Raw genomic sequence first — 21,078 nt, forward strand, 5'->3', positions numbered from 1 at the left:
GCGCGCGGCCGAGATCACGCCGCCGGGGTCGGGCTGAACCGCCGGGTGATCCAGGTCGCGACGCCGATCGCGCGATCCGCGGCGGCGTAGATCGGCGGGTAGACGACCCGCGGCTGGCCGCGCTCGACCGCGATCGCGATCAGCTCGGCCATGCGCGCGGCGTCGCCCATCGGCAACAGCCGGGCGATCAGGCTCGGCTTGAGCTGGGCCCGGGCGTTGCGCTCGAGCGCCGACGCGACCGGCCCCGGGTAGACCGTGACGACGTGGACCCCGGCCGGCGCGAGCTCGAGGTGCGCGATCTCCGACGCCATCGCCAGCCCGGCCTTGGCGCCGCCGTAGTACGCGCAGCCGCGCAGCGGCACGCGCCCGGCCATGCTCGCCACGTTGATGAGCACGCCGCGACCGCGCGCGGCCATCGTCGGCGCCGCCAGGCTCATCAGCCGCAGCGGGCTGGTCAGATCGATGTCGAGGATCCGCTGCGCCACGTCCCAGGGGGTGCCGGCGACGCTGCGCACGTCCATGATGCCGGCGCAGTTGACCAGCCCATCGACCGGACCGCCCGCCGCGATCAGCTCGTCCCAGCGCGCCGGCAGCTCGGCCGGCCGCGCCAGATCCCAGCGCCAGGTCCGGGCGTCAGCCACGGTCGCCGCCGCCCGCGCCAGGCCGGCGTCGTCGACGTCGATCAGCTCGAGCCGCACGCCCGGGTGACGCGCCGCGAGCTGCGCGGCGACCGCGCCGCCGATGGCGCCCGCGGCGCCGGTGATGACCACGTGCTCGAGGCGAGGGCGAGGCATGGCGGCATCATGCCTCTGCCGGCGCGGTCGCGGGGAGCTCCGGATCGCCACAGGGGCGCGGTCAGGCGGCGGCGGCGACCGCGCGCAGATCGGCCGGGCGCACGACCTGGTACGCGGGCGCCGCGGTGACGCCGAGGCGGCGGCGCACCTCGGCCAGCGGCAGCGGCACGAGCGCCTCCCAGTCCTGGGCCGGCAGCCACGCCGCGGCGCGCCCGCGCTTGAACCCGTCGACGATCAGCCGCCACAGCGCGGCGCGCTGGCCGCGATCGGGCTGGCCGTGGGCCTTGGCCAGCGCCGCCGCGACGATCAGCGCCACGCCCGGGTTCCAGGTCTGCGCCAGGATGAACGCGAGCAGCACCGCCTCGCCGACGACGTCGCCCTTGTAGCCGGTGACCGCGTGCCACAGGTCGTGGGTGTCGCGCATCCGATCCTGGAGGTACGCCTGCTCGCTCGAGCGCGCGGGACGGTCGGCGCGATCGGCGCGGTCGCTGGCCGCGCGGATGCCGGCGGCCGAGATGCCCTCGGACTCGACGAACGCCAGGTAGGCGCGCCCGAGGCTGTCGGCCGGCAGCTCGCGCAGGCGCGCGCGATCCTCGAGGACCGCGACGATGTCGGGGCGCTCGGCCAGGATCCGCGCGCCGGTGGGCGACGCCCGGAAGCGGCGGTGCAGCAGCCCGGGCGCGGGCCCCGACAGCGCGTCGATGATGGTGAAGACCTGCGGCAGGTCCTCGGGGTCGGCGAGCAGCGCGCGGATGGCGGCGAGGGCGCGGCGGGGCTGGAGCGGTGCGTGCGTCGATTCCATGAGCGGGACCTCCCAATTGCTGACAACAATGTAGATAGCGCCTACAATCTTGTCAATAGTGATCGGACGTGGGACCGTCGGCCATGGTCAGCAAGCCGGTCCGCCGCACGCGCACGGCGCCCGCCCCGCGCGGCCGCAAGCGCCGGACCGCCGACGAGGCCCGGGGGGCGATCCTCGACGCCGCGGAGCAGCGCCTGATCGCCGCCGGCCCGGCCGGCATCCGGCTCCAGGACGTCGCCGCCGATGTCGGCGTCGCGCACCCGACGGTCCTGCACCACTTCGGCAGCCGCGAGGCCCTGGTCGCCGCGGTGGTCGAGCGGGTGATCGCGGCGCTGCACGCCGAGGTGCTCGAGGCGATCGCCCGGGCCCCGGCGGGCGAGGACACCCTGACCGCGCTGCTCGAGCGGGTCGCGACGGTCCTGCGCGCGCGCGGGCACGGCCGGGTGCTCGCGTGGCTGGCGCTGTCGGGCCACGGCGCCGAGCTCCCCGAGCCGCGGTTCGCGAGCATCGTCGGCGCCGCCCACGCCCGGCGGATCCAGCAGCGCGGGCCCGGGCCGGTGCCGCCGCTCGAGGACACCGCGTTCACGATCCTGCTGGCGCTGCTGGCGCTGTTCGGCGACGCGCTGCTCGGCGACGAGCTGGCGCGCGGCGCCGGGCTCGGCGACCCAGCCCAGGTGGGCGCGCGGTTCCGCGCGTGGCTGGCCCGGGTCCTGATGGATCAGCTCGCGCGCGGGTGACCCGCCCGGCGCGCGGCTCGGCGGCTCAGCGGCTCGGCGGGTCAGCGAATCAGGCGGGTCAGCGAATCAGCGCGGCGGCGGATCCGCGGTTCGGCGGATCCGCGGATCGGCGGCTCAGCGAATCAGCGCGGCGGCGGATCCGCGGATCGGCGGCTCAGCGTATCAGCGCGGCCGCGGATCGGCGGCTCAGCGTATCAGCGCGGCCCCGGATCAGCAGATCAGCAGATCAGCGGATCACTCGTCGCGCCAGAGCGCGATGCCGCCGGTCAGGCCGGCCAGGTTCGACGTGATCCGGACGTTGTCGGGCAGCTCGAGCTTGATGTGGCGCGCGTTGCCGCCGCCGAGGTAGAGCACGCGCGGGTTCCAGATCGGCAGGATCTGGCGGACGACCTTGCCGACCCGCTTGTTCCACTTCTTCTTGCCGATGTCGTCGAGGGCGCGGTCGTCGACGTAGTCCTCGTACGTGCCGCGCTTGCCGAACGGGTGGTGGGCCAGCTCGAGGTTGGGCACGTAGCGCCCGTCGAGGAACAGCGCGCAGCCGAGCCCGGTCCCGAACGTCAGCACCATCTCGACGCCGCGGCCCTCGATCACGCCGTAGCCCTGGACGCCGGCGTCGTTGAGCACGCGCGCCGGGCGCTCGCAGCGGTCGGCGAGCGCCCGGGCCAGGTCGAAGTCGGCCCAAGCCGGGTCGAGGTTGGGCGCCGTGCGGACGACGCCGTCGACGACGACGCCGGGGAACCCGACGCTGATCCGCTCGAACTCGCCGAGCGGCGCGATCAGCGCGACCAGCGCGGCCACGACCGCGTCGGGGGTGGCCGGCCGCGGGGTGTCGACCCGGGCGCGCTCGGACAGGGGCACGCCGTCGGGGCCGAGCACCATGGCCTTGAGCCCGGTGCCGCCGATGTCGATGGCCAGCGTGCGCGGTCGGGTCGGTTCGGGGAGCATGGCCGGCAGTGTCGCACGCGCCGGCCCGTCGATCAGCGCCACTCGTCGATCAGGTTGGCGACCAGCGCGGTCCACCCGGTCTGATGGCTGGCGCCGATGCCGGCGCCGTCGTCGCCGTTGAAGTACTCGAAGAACAGCAGGTGATCGCGCCAGCGCGGGTCGTCGGCGAACCGCGCCTCGCCGCCGAACACCGGTCGCCGGCCGTGCTCGTCGAGCAGGAAGATGGCGATCAGCCGGCGGGCGACGTCCCGGGCCATCGCCTGGAGCCCGATCGGCGCGCCGTCCGAGCCCGGGGCGCAGATCGTGTGGCCGGGCCCGAGCGCGGTGGCGAGCTTGCGCAGCGACTCGATCACCAGGAACGTCGTCGGGAACCAGATCGGTCCGCGCCAGTTCGAGTTGCCGCCCTTGAGCTTCGACGACGACTCGGCCGGCTCGTAGCCGACGCGGCGACCGTCGAGCACGAACGGCGCCGCGGCGTGGGCCTTCGACAGCGAGCGGACGCCGAACCGCGACAGGAACTCGCGCGGGTCGTAGACGCGGCCGAGGATGCGATCGAGCTGCCGGGTGTCGACGACCGTCAGCAGGTAGGTGAGCTGGCCGTCGGGGCCGGCGACGGGGTGGATGACCTCGGCCACCAGCTCGCGGCGGTTGGCGAGGAACCACTCGAGGTTCGCGGTGAACTCCTTGAACGGCGCGATCCACGCGGACTCGAGCCGCTCGACCGCGAACAGCGGGATCAACCCGACCATCGACCGCACCCGGAACCGCTGGAACCGACCGTCGGGGTGGCGGAGCACGTCGTAGAAGAAGCCGTCGCGCTCGTCGAACAGCGCGTGGTCGCGGCCGCCCATGTGCTTCATCGCGTGGGCGACGTAGACGTAGTGCTGCAGGAACTTGGTCGCCAGGCCCTCGTAGGCGCGGTTGTCCTTGGCCAGCTCGAGCGAGATCCGCATCAGGTTGAGGCAGAACATCCCCATCCAGCCGGTGGCGTCGGCCTGCTCGAGGACCGAGCCGTCGTTCGAGTCCTCGCTGCGATCGAGCACGGTGATGTTGTCGAGGCCGAGGAAGCCGCCCTCGAACACGTTGTTGCCGTCGTGGTCGACCTTGTTGACCCAGCTCGCGAAGTTGAGCAGCAGCTTGTGGAAGCACTTCTCGAGCCACTCGCGATCGGCGACGCCGCTGCGGATCCGGTCCATGTTGTAGACCCGCCACACCGCCCAGGCGTGGACCGGCGGGTTGAGATCGCTGAACTCCCACTCGTAGGCGGGGATCTGGCCGCTCGGGTGCTGGAACTGCTCGAACAGCAGGAGCCACAGCTGGTCCTTGGCGAACCGCGGGTCGACCAGCGCGAACGGGACGCACTGGAACGCCAGGTCCCAGGCCGCGAACCACGGGTACTCCCACTTGTCGGGCATCGACATCACCCGCATCGAGTTCAGGTGCCGCCAGCGGGCGTTGCGGCCGGCGCGGCGGGCCGCGGGCGGCGGCGCCGCGGGGTCGTCGCCGTCGAGCCAGCGGGCCACGTCGAACAGGTAGCTCTGCTTGGTCCAGAGCAGGCCGGCCAGCGCCCGACGCTGCACGAGGCGCTCGTCGGCCGTCGCGGTCGGCGGCGCCAGCCGGTCGTAGAAGACGTCGGCCTCGGCCTGACGGCGCGCGATGATCGCGTCGACGTCGGCCAGCGGATCGGCGGTCGCGGTGTCGGTGAACCGCAGCCGGACGGTGACGCTGCCGCCGGCCGGGACCTCGTGGCGGTAGTGCAGCGCGGCCTTGGTCCCGCCCGGCGTCGGCGCGAGCGCGTCGGCCTCGCCCTCGCACAGCGCCCGGTGGAACGCGTCCTTGGTGTACGGCGACCGGCTCTCGTGCCCCGGCCCGTACGCGCGCGCGCCGTGGGTCTCGTTGTCCGTGAACAGCGCCGCGCCGGCCGCCGGGCCGTAGAGCCAGCGCGTGCCCAGGGCGCCCGGCGGCATGTCGCGATCGTGCGCGCCCTCGTCGTCGTCAGCGCGCAGCCCGAGCACGCCCGGCGCCGCGGGCGCGGTGGTGATCGTCGGCGTCGGCCGCGGCGCCGCCTCCCAGCTCCAGGTGTTGCGGAACCACAGGGTCGGCAGGACGTGCAGCGGCGCCGCCGCCGGGCCGCGGTTGTGGGCGGTGATGCGGATGACCAGATCGTCGGTCGTGGCCTTGGCGTACTCGATGAAGATGTCGAAGTAGCGATCGCCCTCGAACACGCCGGTGTCGAGCAGCTCGTACTCGGGCCCCTGCCCGGCCCGGCGCTGGTTCTCGTCGATCAGCTGCTGGTACGGGAACGCCGCCTGCGGGTACTTGTAGAGCAGGCACATGTACGCGTGGCTCGGCGTGTTGTCGACGTGGAAGTAGTACTCCTTGACGTCCTCGCCGTGGTTGCCCTCCTCGGGGTTGACCCCGAACAGGCGCTCCTTGAGGTGCGGGTCGCGCTCGTTCCAGAACGCCGGCGCGAAGCACAGGAGCTGGTAGCGATCGCAGATGCCGGCGAGGCCGTCCTCGCCCCAGCGGTAGGCCTTGGCGCGCGCGGTGTCGTAGGTCAGGTGGCGCCAGGCGTCGCCCGCGGCCGAGTAGTCCTCGCGCACGGTGCCCCACGCGCGGTCCGCGACGTACGGCCCCCAGCGCCGCCAGCCGCTGGTGTCGTCGACCAGCTCGTGCACCCGCTGGCGCTCGCGATCGTCGTCGGGGCCTGCCGCCGGTGGAGCCGTCACCGATCAGCAATACCACCGCCGCCGGTCGTTGAGCGCGCCGGAGGCGTGCCTGGATGCCGCGCGGGTGAGATGGTCGAGCGCGAGACGCAACCCGGAGGACAGCATGCAGATCGGGATGATCGGACTCGGACGGATGGGCGCGAACATGGCGCGCCGGCTGATGCGCGGCGGGCACCAGTGCGTGGTCTACGACCGCAGCCCCGCCGCCGTGGCGACGATGGCCGCCGAGGGCGCCACCGGCGCCGCCTCGCTGGCGGCGTTGATCAAGGGCCTGGCCCAGCCGCGCGCGGTCTGGGTCATGGTCCCGTCGGGCGGCCCGACCGAGTCGACGATCGCCGAGCTCGGTGAGCTGCTCGATCCCGGCGACGTGATCATCGACGGCGGCAACTCGTTCTTCAAGGACGACGTCCGGCGGGCCCAGGCGCTGGCCGACAAGAAGATCGAGTACGTCGACGCCGGCACCAGCGGCGGCGTGTTCGGCCTCGAGCGCGGCTACTGCCTGATGGTCGGCGGCGCGCCCGCGGTGGTCGCGCGCCTCGATCCGATCCTCAAGACCCTGGCGCCGGGCCGCGGCACCGCCGAGCCCACGCCCAACCGCACCAGCGCCGGCACCGCCGAGGAGGGCTACCTGCACTGCGGCCCGGCCGGCAGCGGCCACTTCGTCAAGATGATCCACAACGGGATCGAGTACGGCATCATGCAGGCGCTGGCCGAGGGCTTCGACATCATGAAGGGCGCGGCCAACCCGACCGTGCCCGAGGCCCACCGCTACCAGCTGCCGGTCGCCGAGATCGCCGAGGTCTGGCGGCGCGGCAGCGTGCTGAGCTCGTGGCTCGTCGACCTGACCGCGAACGCGCTGGCCGAGGATCCCGCGCTGGCCAGGTTCGAGGGCTACGTGCCCGACTCGGGCGAGGGCCGCTGGACCGTGATGACCGCGGTCGAGGAGGCGGTGCCGGCCGACGTGATCACCGCGGCGCTCTACACCCGGTTCCGCTCGCGCATGGCGCAGTCGTTCGCCGAGAAGGTGCTGTCGGCGATGCGGGCCCAGTTCGGCGGCCACACGGAGCGCCCCTCGTGACCGCGCCGACCCGGTCGCGCCCGTCGACGGTGCCGCCGCCCACCGATCACTCGTCGGTGGTCGGGGAGATCCTCGGCGAGGGCGGCAGCAAGCGCCGCCGCCCCGAGCCGTGCGCGATCGTGATCTTCGGCGTCACCGGCGACCTGGCCAGCCGCAAGCTCGCGCCCGCGCTGTACAACCTGATGGTCGATCGCGCGCTGGCCGAGCCGACCGTGATCATCGGCGTGAGCCGCGGCGCGCTGACCCCGGCCGAGCTCGCCGCCAAGCTGGCCGGCCCGATGGCGGCGCACTCGCGCCAGCCGGTCGAGCCGGCCGCGTGGGACAAGTTCGCCGCGACGCTCGACTACGTCGGCGGCGAGTTCACCGACGACGCCACCTACGTCGCGCTCAAGGCCCGGCTCGAGGCCGCGACCGCGAAGGGCACCCGCGGCAACCGGGTGTTCTACCTGTCGACGCCGCCGTCGGTGTTCCCGGTGGTCCTGCAGAAGCTGCACCAGCACGGCCTGACCGAGCGCAAGGATCAGCGCGGCGGCGGCCCGTCGTGCCGGGTCATCGTCGAGAAGCCGTTCGGGCACGACCTCGCGAGCGCGCGCGCGCTCAACGAGATGATCGGCGGCTACCTGCACGAGAGCCAGATCTACCGGATCGATCACTACCTCGGCAAAGAGACCGTCCAGAACATCCTGGTGCTGCGCTTCGGCAACTCGATCTTCGAGCCGCTGTGGAACCGCAACCACATCGACTACGTCGAGATCACCGCGGCCGAGTCGATCGGCATCGAGGGCCGCGGCGCGTTCTACGAGGCCACCGGCGTGGTCCGCGACATCATCCAGAACCACCTGCTCCAGGTGATGTCGCTGGTGACGATGGAGGTGCCGGCGTCGTTCGCGCCCGACGACATCCGCGACGAGAAGGCCCAGCTGCTGCGCTCGGTGCGCCCGCTGACGCTCACCGAGGTCGCCAACGACTGCGTGCGCGGCCAGTACCGCGGCTACCGCGACGAGGCCGGGGTCGCGGCCGACTCGCAGACCCCGACCTACGCGGCGATGCGGCTGATGATCGACAGCTGGCGCTGGCAGGGCGTCCCGTTCTACCTGCGGGCCGGCAAGCGGCTGGCCGAGCGCCTGACCGAGGTCGCGATCCACTTCAAGTCGGTGCCGCTGGTGCTGTTCAAGGACGAGGCCGCCGGCAGCGTGCTGCAGCCGGCGGTGCTGACGCTGCGGATCCAGCCGCACGAGGGCATCTCGCTGCGGTTCGTCGCCAAGGTGCCGGGCGAGCAGATCTCGGTCGGCAACGTGGTCATGACGATGACCTACGCCGACGCGTTCAAGCGGCCGATCGCCGAGGCCTACGAGCGGCTGCTGCTCGACTGCATGCGCGGCGACGCGACCTTGTTCAACCGGCGCGACTCGGTCGATCGCGCGTGGGCGCTGATCCAGCCGCTCCTGCAGGTCTGGGAGGCCACGCCCGGCGTCCACTTCTACGAGCCCGGCAGCGCCGGCCCGGCCGCCGCCGACGAGCTGATGGGGCGGACCGGCCACAGCTGGCACGAGCTGGTGCCGCCGGCCTGACCGGCCGCGCGCGCGGCGGCGCGCCACCCGCGCCCCGCCGTCGACCCGCCGTCGACCCGCCGTCGACCCGCCGTCGACCCGCCGTCGACCCGCCGCCGACCCGCCGTCGACCCGCCGCCGACCCGCCGTCGACCCGCCGTCTACCCGCCGCCGGCCAGCGCCGGCTACCCGCCGCCGGCCAGCGCCGGCTCGGTCGACACCAGCGCCGCGGCGGTCGGCGTCCCGCCCAGCGTGATCAGGCCGTCGCCGGCCACCACGGTCGCGAGCACGGTCACGCGATCGTCGACGGCCAGCGCCCACTCGAGGCACTGCGCGTGGAGCATGAACGTGCCGGCCCGGGGCACCACCTCGATCAGGTCGTCGATGGTCACGGCGTGGGCGAGGTCGACGATCGCCGCGCCGGTGGCGTCGACCACGACGAACCGCACGCCCGCGGTCACCGCCTCGGTCACCCGGCCTTCGGCGTCGCGGGCCTGGGCCGCGACGAACACGCACGGCCGGCCGGTGTAGGTCGCCGGGAACGGCTGCTCGGCGTCACCGCGCGACGCCATCGTCCGCAGCGTCACCACCTGGGCCCGCTCGGGGCCGTCGTAGGGCCGCACCCGGCCGCAGATCCGTGCGCGCGCGCCGACCTCGAGCGCGGCGATCGCGGTGATCGGGGCGGTGGCCAGGGCCCGCCGCCGCCGCTGCCGGATCATGAACGGCCACAGCACCGGCGCCCTACCCGACGGCCTCAGTTCGCGTCGTCGACCGGCGCCGGCGCCGACTCGTAGGTGATCGCGACCGCGCCGTCGACGAAGTCGATCTTGGCGACGCCGCCGTGGACCAGCGCCCCGAACAGGATCTCGTTGGCCAGCGGCTTCTTGATCGTGTCGGCGATGATGCGGGCCATCGGCCGCGCGCCCATGGCCTGGTCGTAGCCCTTCTCGGCGAAGTGCGCGAGCGCGGCCGGGGTCACGTCGAGCTGGACCTTCTTGGCCGCGAGCTGGCCCTCGAGCTCGTCGACGAACTTCTGCGCGACCTGCTTGATGACCTCGGGCGGCAGGCCCTCGAAGAACACCACCGCGTCGAGGCGGTTGCGGAACTCGGGCGTGAACATGCGCTCGAGCGCGCCCTTGCCGGCCTTGGGATCGCCGCCCTCGCCGCCGCCGAACCCGAGCTTGGTCGCCGCCATCTCGCGGCTGCCCACGTTCGACGTCATGATCAGCACGACGTTGCGGAAGTCGGCCTTGCGGCCGTTGTTGTCGGTCAGCGTCGCGTGGTCCATCACCTGCAGCAGGATGTTGAACAGGTCGGGGTGGGCCTTCTCGATCTCGTCGAGCAGGAGCACGCAGTACGGGTGCTTGTTGATCGCGTCGGTGAGCAGGCCGCCCTGGTCGAAGCCGACGTAGCCGGGCGGCGCGCCGATCAGCCGCGACACCGTGTGCTTCTCCATGTACTCCGACATGTCGAAGCGCAGGAACTCGACGCCCATCGTCTTGGCCAGCTGCTTGGCCAGCTCGGTCTTGCCGACGCCGGTGGGGCCCGCGAACAGGAAGTTGCCGGTCGGCTTGTCGGGGTGGCCCAGGCCGGCCCGCGACAGCTTGATCGCGGTGGTGATCTGCTCGATGGCCTGGTCCTGGCCGAAGATGCTGCGGCGCAGATCGGTCTCGAGGTGGGCGAGCTTGTCGCGATCCGACACCGACACCGACCGCGGCGGGATCCGCGCCATCTTCGACACGACCTCCTCGATCAGGTCCGGCCGGATCTCGGCCGGGCGATCGGCCTCGGCCATCAGCCGGACCCGGGCCCCGGCCTCGTCCATCACGTCGATGGCCTTGTCGGGCAGGTGCGAGCCGTTGATGTGCCGGGCCGACAGCTCGGCGGCCGCGGCGATCGCGGCGTCGGAGAACTTCACCTGGTGGTGGTCCTCGTAGCGCGACCGCAGGCCCTTCAGGATCTCGATGGCCTCGGCCACGCTCGGCTCGCCCACGTCGATGCGCTGGAACCGCCGGGTCAGCGCGCGGTCGCGCTCGAACGAGTTGCGGTAGTCCTTGAACGTCGTCGAGCCGATGCACCGGAGCTCGCCGTTGGCGAGCGCGGGCTTGAGCATGTTGGCCGCGTCCATCGTCCCGCCCGAGGTCGCGCCGGCGCCGACGATCGTGTGGATCTCGTCGATGAACAGGATCGCCTTGGGGTCCTGGGACAGGACCTCGATGACCGCCTTGAGGCGCTCCTCGAAGTCGCCGCGGAACCGGGTCCCGGCCAGCACCGCGGTCATGTCGAGCGCGAACACCCGGTTGTCGGCCAGCGCCGCCGGCACCTGCTTGTCGTTGATCCGCAGCGCCAGGCCCTCGGCCAGCGCGGTCTTGCCGACGCCGGGCTCGCCGATCAGCAGCGGGTTGTTCTTCCGCCGGCGGCACAGCACCTGGATCATCCGCTCGAGCTCGGCGGCGCGCCCGATCAGCGGATCGATCTTGCCCTCGGCGGCCCGCGCGGTCAGGTCGACGCAGAAGCTCTCGAGCGGGTTCTTGACCTTGGCGCCCTCCTCGGCGTCGCCGTCCTGCTCGACGCCGCGGGCGCGCGGCACGACGCCGGCGCCGGGATCGACCTTGGACACGCCGTGGCTGATGTAGTTGATGACGTCGAAGCGGGTCACGCCCTGCTTCTCGAGCAGGTAGACCGCGAAGCTGTCGCGCTCGCGGTACATCGCGACCAGCAGGTTGCCCGAGGTCATCTGGGCCCGGCCGGCGCCCTGGACGTGCATCGCGGCGCGCTGGAACACCCGCTGGAACGCCAGCGTCTGGTCGGGCCCCGACTCCTCGTCCTCGGGCAGCGGCTCGACCGAGTCGGTCAGGAACTGCTCGAGCTCGGCCCGCAGCTTGTCGGCGTCGCCGCCGCACTTGCCGACCACGTCGATCGCCGACGGGTCTTCGAGCATGGCCAGGAGCAGGTGCTCGAGGGTGAGGTACTCGTGGCGCCGGCGACGGGTGTCGGCGACGGCGCGCTGGAGCGTGGCGGACAGATCGGGTGACAGCATGGTGGTCCCTACTCGCTCGGCTCGATCGAGAGCTGCAGCGGGTACTCGTTCGAGCGGGCGAGCTGGACGGTCTTCTGGACCTTGGTCTCGGCGATCTCGAAGGTGTAGACGCCGGCCACGCCGACGCCCTGGTTGTGCACGTGGGTCATGATGGCCAGGGCGTCGGGCTCGCTGCGCTGGAACACCGTCTGCAGCACGAACACGACGAACTCCTTGGTCGTGTAGTCGTCGTTGTGCAGCAGCACCTTGTACATCGGCGGCTTCTTGGTGCGGGTGCGCTCCTCGAGCGCGACCCCGCTGTCCTGCTTGGGCGCGGGGCGGTTCGGCTTCTTGTCGTCGCCGCTGGCGCGCACGGGCGTGCGGGCGGCGACAAACGCGGCGGTCGTCATGGCCATCACTATAGCGGCAAGATCTAGCCCGAGCGCAGGCCCCGACCACCCGGACGATCGGGCAGTGGACACGCGGCCCGGGCTAGCCCAGCCTGGCCCAGCTAGCCCGGGGTCGTGGCCGCCACGGGCGGCGCGGTCCGCCAGGTCGCGGCGGCGATGCGGTCGGCCAACTCGGCGAAGTCGCGGTACGCCTGCTGTGCAGCCGCGGCGTGGGAGCCGAGCGCGCCATCGCCCGCGCGAAGCAAGAAGATCGGCTTGCGCGCTTCCTGTGCCAACGGCATCAGGCTGCGGTAGTGCTTCACGATCCCGAGACAGTTCGCGTCCTCGGACGGATCGTCGGTACCCGCGGTCGTCCCCAGGACGCTTCCGGCGTAGGTGGCAGGGATCCGCCGCATCCAGCGGTCGTACGCCCTCGTTGGACGCCCACCTTGGACCGCGTGCTGGCTCAACACATACCCCGCAGCGACCATGCGGCCGGCCGGGAGCACCAACTGCGGGTCCTTGCTCTCCCGCACGCGCTTGGCCCAGTCCTCCCTCGATTCCTGCAGCCAACGCCCGAGATTCTCGATGCCGGCGAGCGAGAACAGGTCTGCCCCCAACGGCATCACGACGTGATCAGACGCCACCAGCGCCGACCGGTTGATCGCGCCCAGGCTGGGCCCGACGTCCGCCAAGACCACGTGCGCATCGACCTTGTCTGCGGCCCCTTGCATCAGCTCCCAGAAGGCCTTCACCACCTTGAACCCGCCGGGCTTGCCGTCCAGGCACTTCAGCCAGTTCTCGGCGAGGTCGCTCTCGAACGCAGCCAAGCGGGGGGTCCCGATGAGCGCCGAGAGGTTGCGCCCGACTGCCTCCACGTGAGGCGTGCCCAGCCCGCCGTCCCGGTCGATCATCTGTCTGATCGGATCGAAGACGGTGCGCCCTCGTTCCGGTTCCCACAACCGCTCGATCTCGTCGTCGTCGAACATCATGGCCGTCAGGTTGGCCTGGGGGTCGAGGTCCGCGACGAGCACGCGCGTCCCTTGCAGCGCGTACATCCACGCCAGATGGTAGACGAGCGATGTCTTGCCGACTCCACCCTTGTTGTTGAAGAACGTCACCACTGGGGTCATGGCCGCCTCCAGACCGTGATCAGCGTCCTCGCCGTATCGAGGTCGGGCTTGAGCGGAGGGTTCCCGTTCCGCTCCAGTTCCTTGTTGGCAAGGAACAACCCACGACCGAAGCTCTGGACGAGGCCGAGATCCTTCATGGCAGATGCGAGGTACCGATTTCGGTAGTCGGTCACGCCTGTGCCGAAGTTCTCGCGCGTCACACGGCCGAACGGTCCGCCGGGGTTGTCAATCTCGATGCGATCGGTGAACCAGTGGATGCGGATCGGCGCGTGCGTCCCGTCGTAGGCCCGATGCATCACCGCGTTGCGGAACAACTGCCGGAGTGCGTTGATCGGGTAGTCGGGTGACGTGGTCGCGACCGCAACATCGGCGTAGCGCAGCGGCACACGGATATGGCTGTCGAGCACTTCCTCGACTCGCCGCACGACCTCCGGAATCCTCCCCGTGATCTCCTTCTGATCGACAAGGTCGGACGTCTGCTCGGTGCCAGCGAACCGCAGAAACTGGACGAACGCACCCGGGATCCACCGGGTCGGATCGATCCCGAGGATGAGGACGCCGAGCGTGGTCGGTGTTCCATCGGGCGCGGCCATCCGATGGCCGATCAGTTGCGTCTGAAGGTCACGATGGTTCTCGGCTAGAATCTCCGGAGCCACCGCACCGGGAAGATACGACGACCGAAAGTACTCAACGTCGATCTCGCTCCCCGGAACGAACGAAAGTGGCTGGATATCGAATGGGAGATGCGTTCCACCGCGCCGCTCGACCAGTCGCTGCTCTTGTTCCCACGTCGCGATCGCCCGCGTTGGGCCGGTCCGGATCCACGTCCGGCCATCGTACCGGACAGGCGGCGCTGAGGAGGGCTCCACCACGATGACCGCGACGGCGTTGCCGTCGATGACCTGTCGTGACACCTGGATCGCCGGCCTCGGCACGATCTTCGTATCATTTGGGATCTGGCCGAGCTTGGACAGCAACGGGTCGTCCACCACCAACCCCGAAAAAGCTCGGTCCTTGTCACGCTGGCCGAGCACGATGACCCCGGGCTTCCGGTAGCCTGGGTAGTCGTTCGCGAAGGCACAGATCGCCTGGCGGACCTTCTCGGGGACGTCGCCCGCGTACGTCTCCTTGCGCTCGACGCGATCGGTCTCCGGCTCCCCCAAGAGGGCTTGGATCTCGGCGTCGGTCATCTCGTCCCAGTCATCCTACCGCCGACCGATGCCTTGCGGTACACCCCGACCCATGACCATCGACGCTGGCGCCGCCCGCACCCAGATCGACGCGACCTTCGCCGACAGCATCGTCCCGACCCTGGTCGAGTACATCGGCATCCCCAACAAGTCGCCGATGTTCGACCCGCAGTGGCGCGAGCACGGCCACATGGCCCGCGCGGTCGAGCTCCTGGCGGGCTGGGCCAAGGCCCACCTGCCCGCCGGCGCGACGCTCGAGGTGGTCCAGGTCGAGGACCGGACGCCGGTCATCTTCATCGACGTGCCCGGCAGCGACCCGACCGGGGCCCGCGCCGGCGACACCGTGCTGCTGTACGGCCACCTCGACAAGCAGCCCGAGATGACCGGCTGGGAGGAGGGCCTGGGCCCGTGGACGCCGGTCTTGCGCGGCGACCGGCTCTACGGCCGCGGCGGCGCCGACGACGGCTACGCGATCTTCGCCAGCCTGACGGCGCTCAACGTGCTCCAGCAGCAGGGCCGGCCGTTCGCGCGCTGCTGCGTGCTGATCGAGGCGTGCGAGGAGTCGGGCAGCTTCGATCTGCCGGCGTACATCGAGCACCTGGCGCCGCGGATCGGCACGCCCAGCCTGGTGGTGTGCCTCGACTCGGGCTGCGGCAACTACGAGCAGCTCTGGTGCACGACCTCGCTGCGCGGCCTGGTGCTGGGCACGCTCGAGATCAGCCTCCTGCGCGAGGGCGTCCACTCGGGCGACGGCTCGGGCGTGGTGGCGTCGAGCTTCCGGATCGCGCGCCAGCTGCTCGAGCGGCTCGAGGACAACCTCACCGGCGCGATCCGACCGACCGAGCTGTACGCGACGATCCCGCGCGACCGGATCGAGCAGGCGGCCCGCGCCGCCGACGTGCTCGGCGACGAGGTCTGGTCGAAGTTCCCGCTGCAGCCCGGGGTCGCGCCGATCTCGAAGGACGCGGCCGAGCTGATCATCAACCGCACCTGGCGCCCGGCGCTGGCGGTGACCGGCGCCGAGGGCCTGCCGGCGATCGGCAACGCCGGCAACGTGATGCGGCCGTCGACCTCGCTCAAGCTGTCGCTGCGGGTGCCGCCGACGGTCGATCCCGACGCCGCGCTGGCCCGGGTCAAGGAGCTGCTCGAGGCCAACCCGCCCTACGGCGCCAAGGTCACCTTCCACGCCGGCGGCGCCAACGGCGGCTGGAACGCGCCGGCGCTGGCGCCGTGGCTCGAGGGCGCGCTCGAGGCCGCCAGCGCCACCCACTTCGGCAAGCCGCCGGTGTCGATGGGCGAAGGCGGGTCGATCCCGTTCATGGGCATGCTCGGCCAGCGCTTCCCCGAGGCGCAGTTCTTCATCACCGGCGTGCTCGGCCCGGGCTCGAACGCCCACGGCCCCAACGAGTTCCTGGACATCCCGATGGCCAAGAGGCTGACCGCCTGCGTCGCCGACGTGATCGCGCGCCACGCGACGCGCTGATCGGGCGGCGCCGATCGCGGCGCGCGGCGCCGGTCGGTCACCTCGTCGGTCGAGCACCGGTCCACGCGGCGAGCGCCTCGCGTCGTCGGTGGAGCTCAGCGGGGCGTGCGCACCAGCGGGTGTTGCTGGTCGCGGCCCAGCGTGCCGCCGGCGCTGGCGACCAGCAGGCGCCCCTGCGCGGCGTCGCCGACGCGCCAGGCCTCCAGGAGGTCCACGTCGGATCCCACCCGGCGATCGGATCACCAGGCTCGACGACACGGTGCCCGCGCGGCTTGCGTCGGCGGCGCTCCGGCGGCCATGATCCCCGTCGAAGATGCGCCCGGCCGAGCGCTACCGACTGATCGAGCGGCTCGGCGAGGGGTCGATCGGGGTCGTGCACCGCGCGCTCGACCTCGCGACCGGCCGCGAGGTGGCGCTGAAGATCATGCCGCGCGCGCGCGGCGCCACCAACCTGCGCGGCGAGTTCGTCGCGCTGGCCCGGCTGCGCCACCCCAACATCGTCTCGGTGCTCGACTACGGCCTGACCGACGCTGGCGACGAGTACTTCACGATGGAGCTGATCGCCGGGCCCAGCCTGACCGCGGCGGTGGGGCCGGTCACCGCCCACCGGATCTGGGCGCTGCTCGGCGGCGTGCTCGACGCGCTGGCCACCGTCCACGGCGCCGGCATGGTCCACGCCGACCTCAAGCCGTCGAACATCCTGGTCGACGGCGCGTCGCTCCTGCACGCGCCCGGGCGCTCGGCGCGTCTGGCCGACTTCGGCCTCGTGACGCAGCTGGTCGATCCCGGCGGCGCCACCGCCCGCGGCACGATCGGCTACGCCGCGCCCGAGGCGTGGTCGGGGCGCCTCGATCCTCGCTCGGATCTGTACTCGTTCGGCGTCGTGCTGTGGCAGCTGGTGCTGGGCAGCCGCCCGTTCGTGGGCGCGACGCCGCGCGCGGTGGTGGCGGCGCAGCGGGCCGGGCAGCACGCCGACCCGCGCACGCTCCGCCCCGATCTGCCGCCGGCGCTGGCCGAGCTGATGCTGGCGCTCGTCGATCCGGCGCCCGGCGCCCGCCCCGAGAGCGCCGAGGAGGTGCTCGACCGGTGGCGGGCGATCGCCGACGGCCTCGGCTACCGCGACATCGCCGAGCGGGCGCGGCCCGATCGCGCGGGCGCCGCGGCGCGCGCTGGCGCTGCCGACGCTGATCGGGCGCGACCGCGAGCTGGCCGAGCTCGAGCGGGCCTGGGCCGACGCCAAGGCCGGCCAGGGCGCGCCGATCGTGCTGGCCGGCGAGGCCGGCATCGGCAAGTCGCGGCTCCTGGCCGAGGTCGCGCTGCACGTGCAGCTCGACGGCGGCGAGGTGATCCGGCTGTCGGCGCGGGCCGGCGACGCGCCGTGGTCGGCGCTGCGGGCGCTGGCGCGCACGCTCCTGACCGTGGCCGGGCCGGCCTGGGCGCGCGCGGGCTCGACCGCGGGGCCGCAGGTGGCGGCGCTGTTCGACGACGGCGCGCCGCTGGCGCCGGGCCGCTGGGTGCTGGCCGAGGCGGTCGTCGAGCTGGTCGCGGCGGCCGCGGCGGTGCGGCCGCTGGCGATCCTCGTCGACGAGGCCGAGCTGGCGGCGGCGGCGGTCCAGGACGTGCTCGCGTACGTGGCGCGCGCGGTGCCGGACATGCCGGCGCTGATGGTGGTGGCCGGGCGCTCGCCCGAGCCGTCGGCGCGCCCGCCGCGCTCGCCGATCTCCGCGGCGGTGACCGCGGTCGCCCGCGGCCGTCGGCTCGAGCTGGTGCCGCTGGGCCAGTCGAGCTTCTACCAGCTGGTGGCGGCGGCGGTCGGCGCCGAGATCGCCGGGCGCCTGGCCGACGAGCTGCGCCGGGTCTCGGGCGGCAACCCCGGCCACGCGATCGCCACGCTCGACGCGATGATCGAGGCCGGCACGCTCGCGCGCCTGGGCGGGACCTGGACCGCCGCGCCCGAGCTGATCGTGCCGCTCCTGCCCGCGGCCCGGCAGAGCGCGCTCGGGCGCCTGTCGACGCTCACCGCCAGCGCGCGCGGGTTCCTGCGCGCGGCCGCGGTGCTGGGCGATCCGTTCGACCGCGAGCTCCTGGCGGCGATCCTCGGCATCGCCGCGCCGTCGGCGCCGTTCGCCGACGGCGTGCCCGAGCCGCTGACCGAGGGCCTGATCTCGGTGTCGACCCGCATCCCGGTGGCCGAGGTGATCGTCCTCGACGACGACGCCTCGCGCCGGGTCGCGATCGATCCCACGATCGACGAGGTCGACCTGGCGCTGGCCGACGCGGTCGCGGCCCGCGCGCTCACCGCCGATCCCGCGGCCGGCCAGTTCCGGTTCGCGCACAAGGAGCTGGCCGACATGCTCGGCCGCGAGCTGACGCCGGCCGCGCGCCTCGAGTACCACCGCCGCGCCGCGCTCGCCCTCGACGATCGCCTGGCCGCCGAGCAGCCGGTGGCCCCGGCGGCGATGGCGCGGCACCACCGCGCGCTCGGCGACGGCCTGCTGGCCGCGCGCTGGTGCCTGGCCGCCGCCGACGCCGCCGTGCGCGACGGCGATCTCCCGACCGCGGTGGCCCACGCCACCGACGCGCTGACGCTGGCCGATCCCGGCGACCAGCGGCCGCTCTTGCTGCGCGTCGCCGAGCTGGCCGGCCAGGCCGGCGAGCTCGAGCTGGCGCTGCACCACTACCGGCTGGCCGCCGACGGCGCCAGCCCCGCGGTCGGCGTCGTGATCGCGCTCGACATCGCCGACCTCGAGCGCCGCCGCGGCCACGCGGAGGCGGCGCTGCTCGCGGCCGCCGGCGCGCTGGTCACCGCGCGCCGCACCGGCGACCCGGCGCTCGAGGCGCGCTGCCACCTGCGGATCGCGTGGCTGTACGCGCACCGCGCCGACTACGCGCTGGCGTCGGACCACGCGTCGATCGGCCTGCCGCTGGCGCGCAAGGTCGGCGAGCGCACGCTCGAGATCGAGCTGGGCCGGGTCGCGGCGGCGATCGCCACCAGCGTCGGCGACCCGCGCCGCGCGCTGGCGCTGCTCGACGCCATGCCCGCGCCCGCCGCCGATCAGCCCCGGCTGATCGCGGGCATCGCCCACGAGCTCGGCCGCGCCGCGATCCAGGCCGGCGACTACCCGCGCGCGATCGAGGCGCTCGAGCGCGCGATCGCGGCGGCCGAGGCCGCGGGCGATCTGGAGCAGCGCGCGCGCTCGACCAACAACCTCGGCGCGGCCTGCTACTACCAGGGCGACTGGGGCCGGGCCCGTCGGCTGTGGCAGCAGTTCCGCCAGCAGAGCGAGCGCCAGGGCGATCGCATGGAGACCTTGCACGCGCTCAACAACCTGGGCTCGCTCTACCGCGACCTCGGCATGCTGGCCGACGCCCGCGCCGCGCTCGAGCGCGCCGGCGAGCTGGCCGAGCAGCTCGACGCGGCCCACATGGCGGCGATGATCCTCGCCAACCGCGGCGAGGTCGACGCGCGCGCCGGCGACCTCGGCGCCGCGCGCGAGCGCTACGAACGGGCCTTGTCGGAGTGCGTGCGCCTGGGCGCGCGCGAGGACGCGATCGAGACCCGCCGACGCCTGTCGGAGCTCGACCTCGCGGTCGGCCGCGTCGACGAGGCCCTGGCGCGCGCGCTCGAGGCCGCGCGCGACGCCAAGGACCTGGGCGCGCGGTTCGAGGAGGGCGTCCTGCACCGGGTCGCGGCCGCGGCGCTGCGCGCCCAGGGCGATCTCGACAGCGCCGCGTGGTTCGTCGATCGCGCGCGCGAGCTCTTGGCCGGGCTCGGCGCGCGCTACGAGCTGGCCCGGGTCGCGGTCGAGGCCGCCGAGCTCGCCCACGCCGGCGGCGATGACGCCAGGGCGCTCGTGCACCTCGGCGCCGCCGAGACCGAGTTCGCGACGCTCGGCGCGCGCTGGGATCTCGACCGGGTGCGGGGCCTGCGCCGGACCCTGGGCCCGCGCCCGGCCTCGGCCGCGCCGATCTCGGCCGCGGTGGCGGTGGCCCAGGCCGCGCTCGCCAGCGACCCCGACGGCGCGGTCGCGCTGGCGCTCGGGGGCGTGCTGGCGGCGTCGGGTTGCGACCGCGGCTTCGTGCTGACGCTCGACGGCAGCGGCCGGCCCCAGATCCGCGCCCGCCACCACGGCGCCCACGCGCGCGGCTTCGATCGCGGCGACGCCGACGTGTCGGGCACGATCGTCCGCAAGGTCGCGGCCACCGGCCAGGCGGTGGCGGTGGCCGACGCCGTGCTCGACGCCGACCTGCGCGAGCAGTCCAGCGTCGTGGCGCTGGGGCTGCGGCGCATGTGGGCGGCGCCGCTGCGCGCCCGCGGCCGGCTGATCGGCATCGTCTACGTCGACTCGACCGCGGCCGATCTCGACGACCGCCCGCTCGATCCCGAGGTGCTCGACGCCGCGGTCGCGCCGCTGGCGCTCGCCCTCGACCACGCCCGCCTGCAGGCCGAGGCCCGCCGCTCGGCCGAGCTGATGTCGATCCTGGCGCACGAGATCCGCAACCCGCTCGCCGGCATCCTCGGCTACTCCGAGATGGGTCGCGAGCCCGACCTCGCGCCGGCGCACCTCGACGCCGGCGCGCTGTTCGATCGCATCCACGCCGACGCCGAGCGCCTGCGCCGGCTGGTCGACAACGTCTTCGAGCTGTCGCGCCACGAGGCCGGCCGCCTCGACGCCTCGTTCGGCCCGGTCGACGTCGAGCGGATCGTGCGCGCGGTCGTCGGCGACTTCGCCCGCGCGATCAGCGAGCGCCGCCTGATCATGGCGATCACGATCGACGAGCCGGTCGGCCCCGCGCTCGGCAGCCCCGACCGCCTGGCCCAGGTGCTGTCGAACCTGCTCGGCAACGCCGTGAAGTTCTCGCCGCCGGGCGGCACGATCGAGATCGACGTGCGGCGCGAGCAGGTCCGGGTCGGCGACCCGACCGCGCCGCCGCTGTCCCCCGTCGACGCCCGGGCCTGGATCCCGCTGGCGGCCGGCGACGACCTCGGCGACGTCATCCGCCTCGACGTGCGCGACCACGGCCCGGGCATGAGCGACGATCTGCGCGCGCAGCTGTTCGAGAAGTTCACGCAGGGCGCCGGCGCCGCCAAGCACGGCGGCCTCGGGCTGGGCCTGTACCTGTGCCGCGAGATCGTCCGCCAGCACGGCGGCGCGATCTGGGTCGAGAGCGAGCTCGGCCGCGGCGCGTGCTTCTCGGTCCGGCTGCCGGTCGCGCTGTGACGCCTGG

Annotated in this window: 14 protein-coding genes and 1 pseudogene; 6 read left to right on the forward strand and 9 right to left on the reverse strand. The window is 73.3% G+C overall.

The annotated features are described in order from the left end of the window. Positions 1-14 precede the first annotated feature (14 nt). Both IPL61_06025 and IPL61_06030 read right to left on the reverse strand, forming a co-directional pair. Positions 15-794, reverse strand: a complete 780-nt coding sequence (locus IPL61_06025; protein ID MBK9030886.1) for an SDR family NAD(P)-dependent oxidoreductase — start codon at positions 792-794, stop codon at positions 15-17. A gap of 61 nt (positions 795-855) precedes the next feature. Next, positions 856-1,596, reverse strand: a complete 741-nt coding sequence (locus tag IPL61_06030; GenBank protein ID MBK9030887.1) for a hypothetical protein — start codon at positions 1,594-1,596, stop codon at positions 856-858. An 83-nt stretch (positions 1,597-1,679) separates the two neighbouring features. On the opposite strand from IPL61_06030, the gene IPL61_06035 reads away from it, so the two are divergent. Continuing rightward, entirely contained in the window at positions 1,680-2,333 is a 654-nt protein-coding gene (locus IPL61_06035; GenBank protein MBK9030888.1) for a TetR/AcrR family transcriptional regulator, read from the forward strand. A gap of 234 nt (positions 2,334-2,567) precedes the next feature. Here IPL61_06035 and IPL61_06040 read toward each other — a convergent pair whose 3' ends face one another. Together IPL61_06040 and IPL61_06045 are read right to left on the reverse strand one after the other, a co-directional pair. Beyond that, a complete protein-coding gene (locus IPL61_06040; protein MBK9030889.1) occupies positions 2,568-3,278 on the reverse strand; it encodes an ROK family protein in 711 nt (236 codons plus the stop codon). A 32-nt stretch (positions 3,279-3,310) separates the two neighbouring features. Next, complete coding sequence (locus IPL61_06045; protein MBK9030890.1) at positions 3,311-5,956, reverse strand: glucosidase; 2,646 nt, start codon at positions 5,954-5,956, stop codon at positions 3,311-3,313. A 154-nt stretch (positions 5,957-6,110) separates the two neighbouring features. Between IPL61_06045 and gnd the strand changes: the two genes are divergently transcribed. Then, entirely contained in the window at positions 6,111-7,085 is a 975-nt protein-coding gene (gene gnd / locus IPL61_06050) for a decarboxylating 6-phosphogluconate dehydrogenase (GenBank protein MBK9030891.1), read from the forward strand. Between the two features lie 29 nt (positions 7,086-7,114). Continuing rightward, entirely contained in the window at positions 7,115-8,656 is a 1,542-nt protein-coding gene (zwf, locus tag IPL61_06055) for a glucose-6-phosphate dehydrogenase (GenBank protein ID MBK9030892.1), read from the forward strand. 164 nt (positions 8,657-8,820) lie between these two features. On the opposite strand, the gene IPL61_06060 is transcribed toward zwf, so the two are convergent. From IPL61_06060 to IPL61_06080, 5 genes are all read right to left on the reverse strand, one after another. Then, entirely contained in the window at positions 8,821-9,369 is a 549-nt protein-coding gene (locus IPL61_06060; GenBank protein ID MBK9030893.1) for a hypothetical protein, read from the reverse strand. A 20-nt stretch (positions 9,370-9,389) separates the two neighbouring features. Then, on the reverse strand, positions 9,390-11,675 hold the full coding sequence (gene clpA / locus IPL61_06065) for an ATP-dependent Clp protease ATP-binding subunit ClpA (protein ID MBK9030894.1): 2,286 nt from the start codon (positions 11,673-11,675) through the stop codon (positions 9,390-9,392). Between the two features lie 8 nt (positions 11,676-11,683). Further along, complete coding sequence (locus IPL61_06070; protein MBK9030895.1) at positions 11,684-12,064, reverse strand: ATP-dependent Clp protease adaptor ClpS; 381 nt, start codon at positions 12,062-12,064, stop codon at positions 11,684-11,686. Positions 12,065-12,165: 101 nt separating this feature from the next. Beyond that, positions 12,166-13,176 (reverse strand): ParA family protein, encoded by a 1,011-nt coding sequence (locus IPL61_06075; GenBank protein MBK9030896.1) that lies wholly within the window; start codon positions 13,174-13,176, stop codon positions 12,166-12,168. After that, positions 13,173-14,366, reverse strand: coding sequence for a putative DNA binding domain-containing protein (locus IPL61_06080; GenBank protein ID MBK9030897.1), 1,194 nt, complete (start codon positions 14,364-14,366; stop codon positions 13,173-13,175). Before IPL61_06080 ends, IPL61_06075 begins: the two co-directional genes overlap by 4 nt. Before the next feature lie 52 nt (positions 14,367-14,418). On the opposite strand from IPL61_06080, the gene IPL61_06085 reads away from it, so the two are divergent. The 3 genes and pseudogenes from IPL61_06085 to IPL61_06095 all read left to right on the forward strand — a co-directional run bounded on the left by IPL61_06085 (position 14,419) and on the right by IPL61_06095 (position 21,071). After that, complete coding sequence (locus tag IPL61_06085; GenBank protein ID MBK9030898.1) at positions 14,419-15,849, forward strand: M20 family metallopeptidase; 1,431 nt, start codon at positions 14,419-14,421, stop codon at positions 15,847-15,849. A 313-nt stretch (positions 15,850-16,162) separates the two neighbouring features. After that, a pseudogene (locus tag IPL61_06090) lies at positions 16,163-16,927 on the forward strand (serine/threonine protein kinase). A 184-nt stretch (positions 16,928-17,111) separates the two neighbouring features. Then, on the forward strand, positions 17,112-21,071 hold the full coding sequence (locus IPL61_06095) for a tetratricopeptide repeat protein (protein MBK9030899.1): 3,960 nt from the start codon (positions 17,112-17,114) through the stop codon (positions 21,069-21,071). The last annotated feature ends 7 nt before the right edge of the window (positions 21,072-21,078 follow it).

The organism is Myxococcales bacterium (genome assembly GCA_016717005.1).
In the GTDB taxonomy this organism is placed as follows: domain Bacteria; phylum Myxococcota_A; class Polyangia; order Haliangiales; family Haliangiaceae; genus UBA2376.

Coding starts and splice junctions, on each gene's coding strand:
- IPL61_06025 (MBK9030886.1), bottom strand. CDS start 794: ATGCCTCGCCCTCGCCTCGAGCACGTGGTCATCACCGGCGCCGCGGGC.
- IPL61_06030 (MBK9030887.1), bottom strand. CDS start 1,596: ATGGAATCGACGCACGCACCGCTCCAGCCCCGCCGCGCCCTCGCCGCC.
- IPL61_06035 (MBK9030888.1), top strand. CDS start 1,680: ATGGTCAGCAAGCCGGTCCGCCGCACGCGCACGGCGCCCGCCCCGCGC.
- IPL61_06040 (MBK9030889.1), bottom strand. CDS start 3,278: ATGCTCCCCGAACCGACCCGACCGCGCACGCTGGCCATCGACATCGGC.
- gnd (MBK9030891.1), top strand. CDS start 6,111: ATGCAGATCGGGATGATCGGACTCGGACGGATGGGCGCGAACATGGCG.
- clpA (MBK9030894.1), bottom strand. CDS start 11,675: ATGCTGTCACCCGATCTGTCCGCCACGCTCCAGCGCGCCGTCGCCGAC.
- IPL61_06070 (MBK9030895.1), bottom strand. CDS start 12,064: ATGACGACCGCCGCGTTTGTCGCCGCCCGCACGCCCGTGCGCGCCAGC.
- IPL61_06075 (MBK9030896.1), bottom strand. CDS start 13,176: ATGACCCCAGTGGTGACGTTCTTCAACAACAAGGGTGGAGTCGGCAAG.
- IPL61_06080 (MBK9030897.1), bottom strand. CDS start 14,366: ATGACCGACGCCGAGATCCAAGCCCTCTTGGGGGAGCCGGAGACCGAT.
- IPL61_06085 (MBK9030898.1), top strand. CDS start 14,419: ATGACCATCGACGCTGGCGCCGCCCGCACCCAGATCGACGCGACCTTC.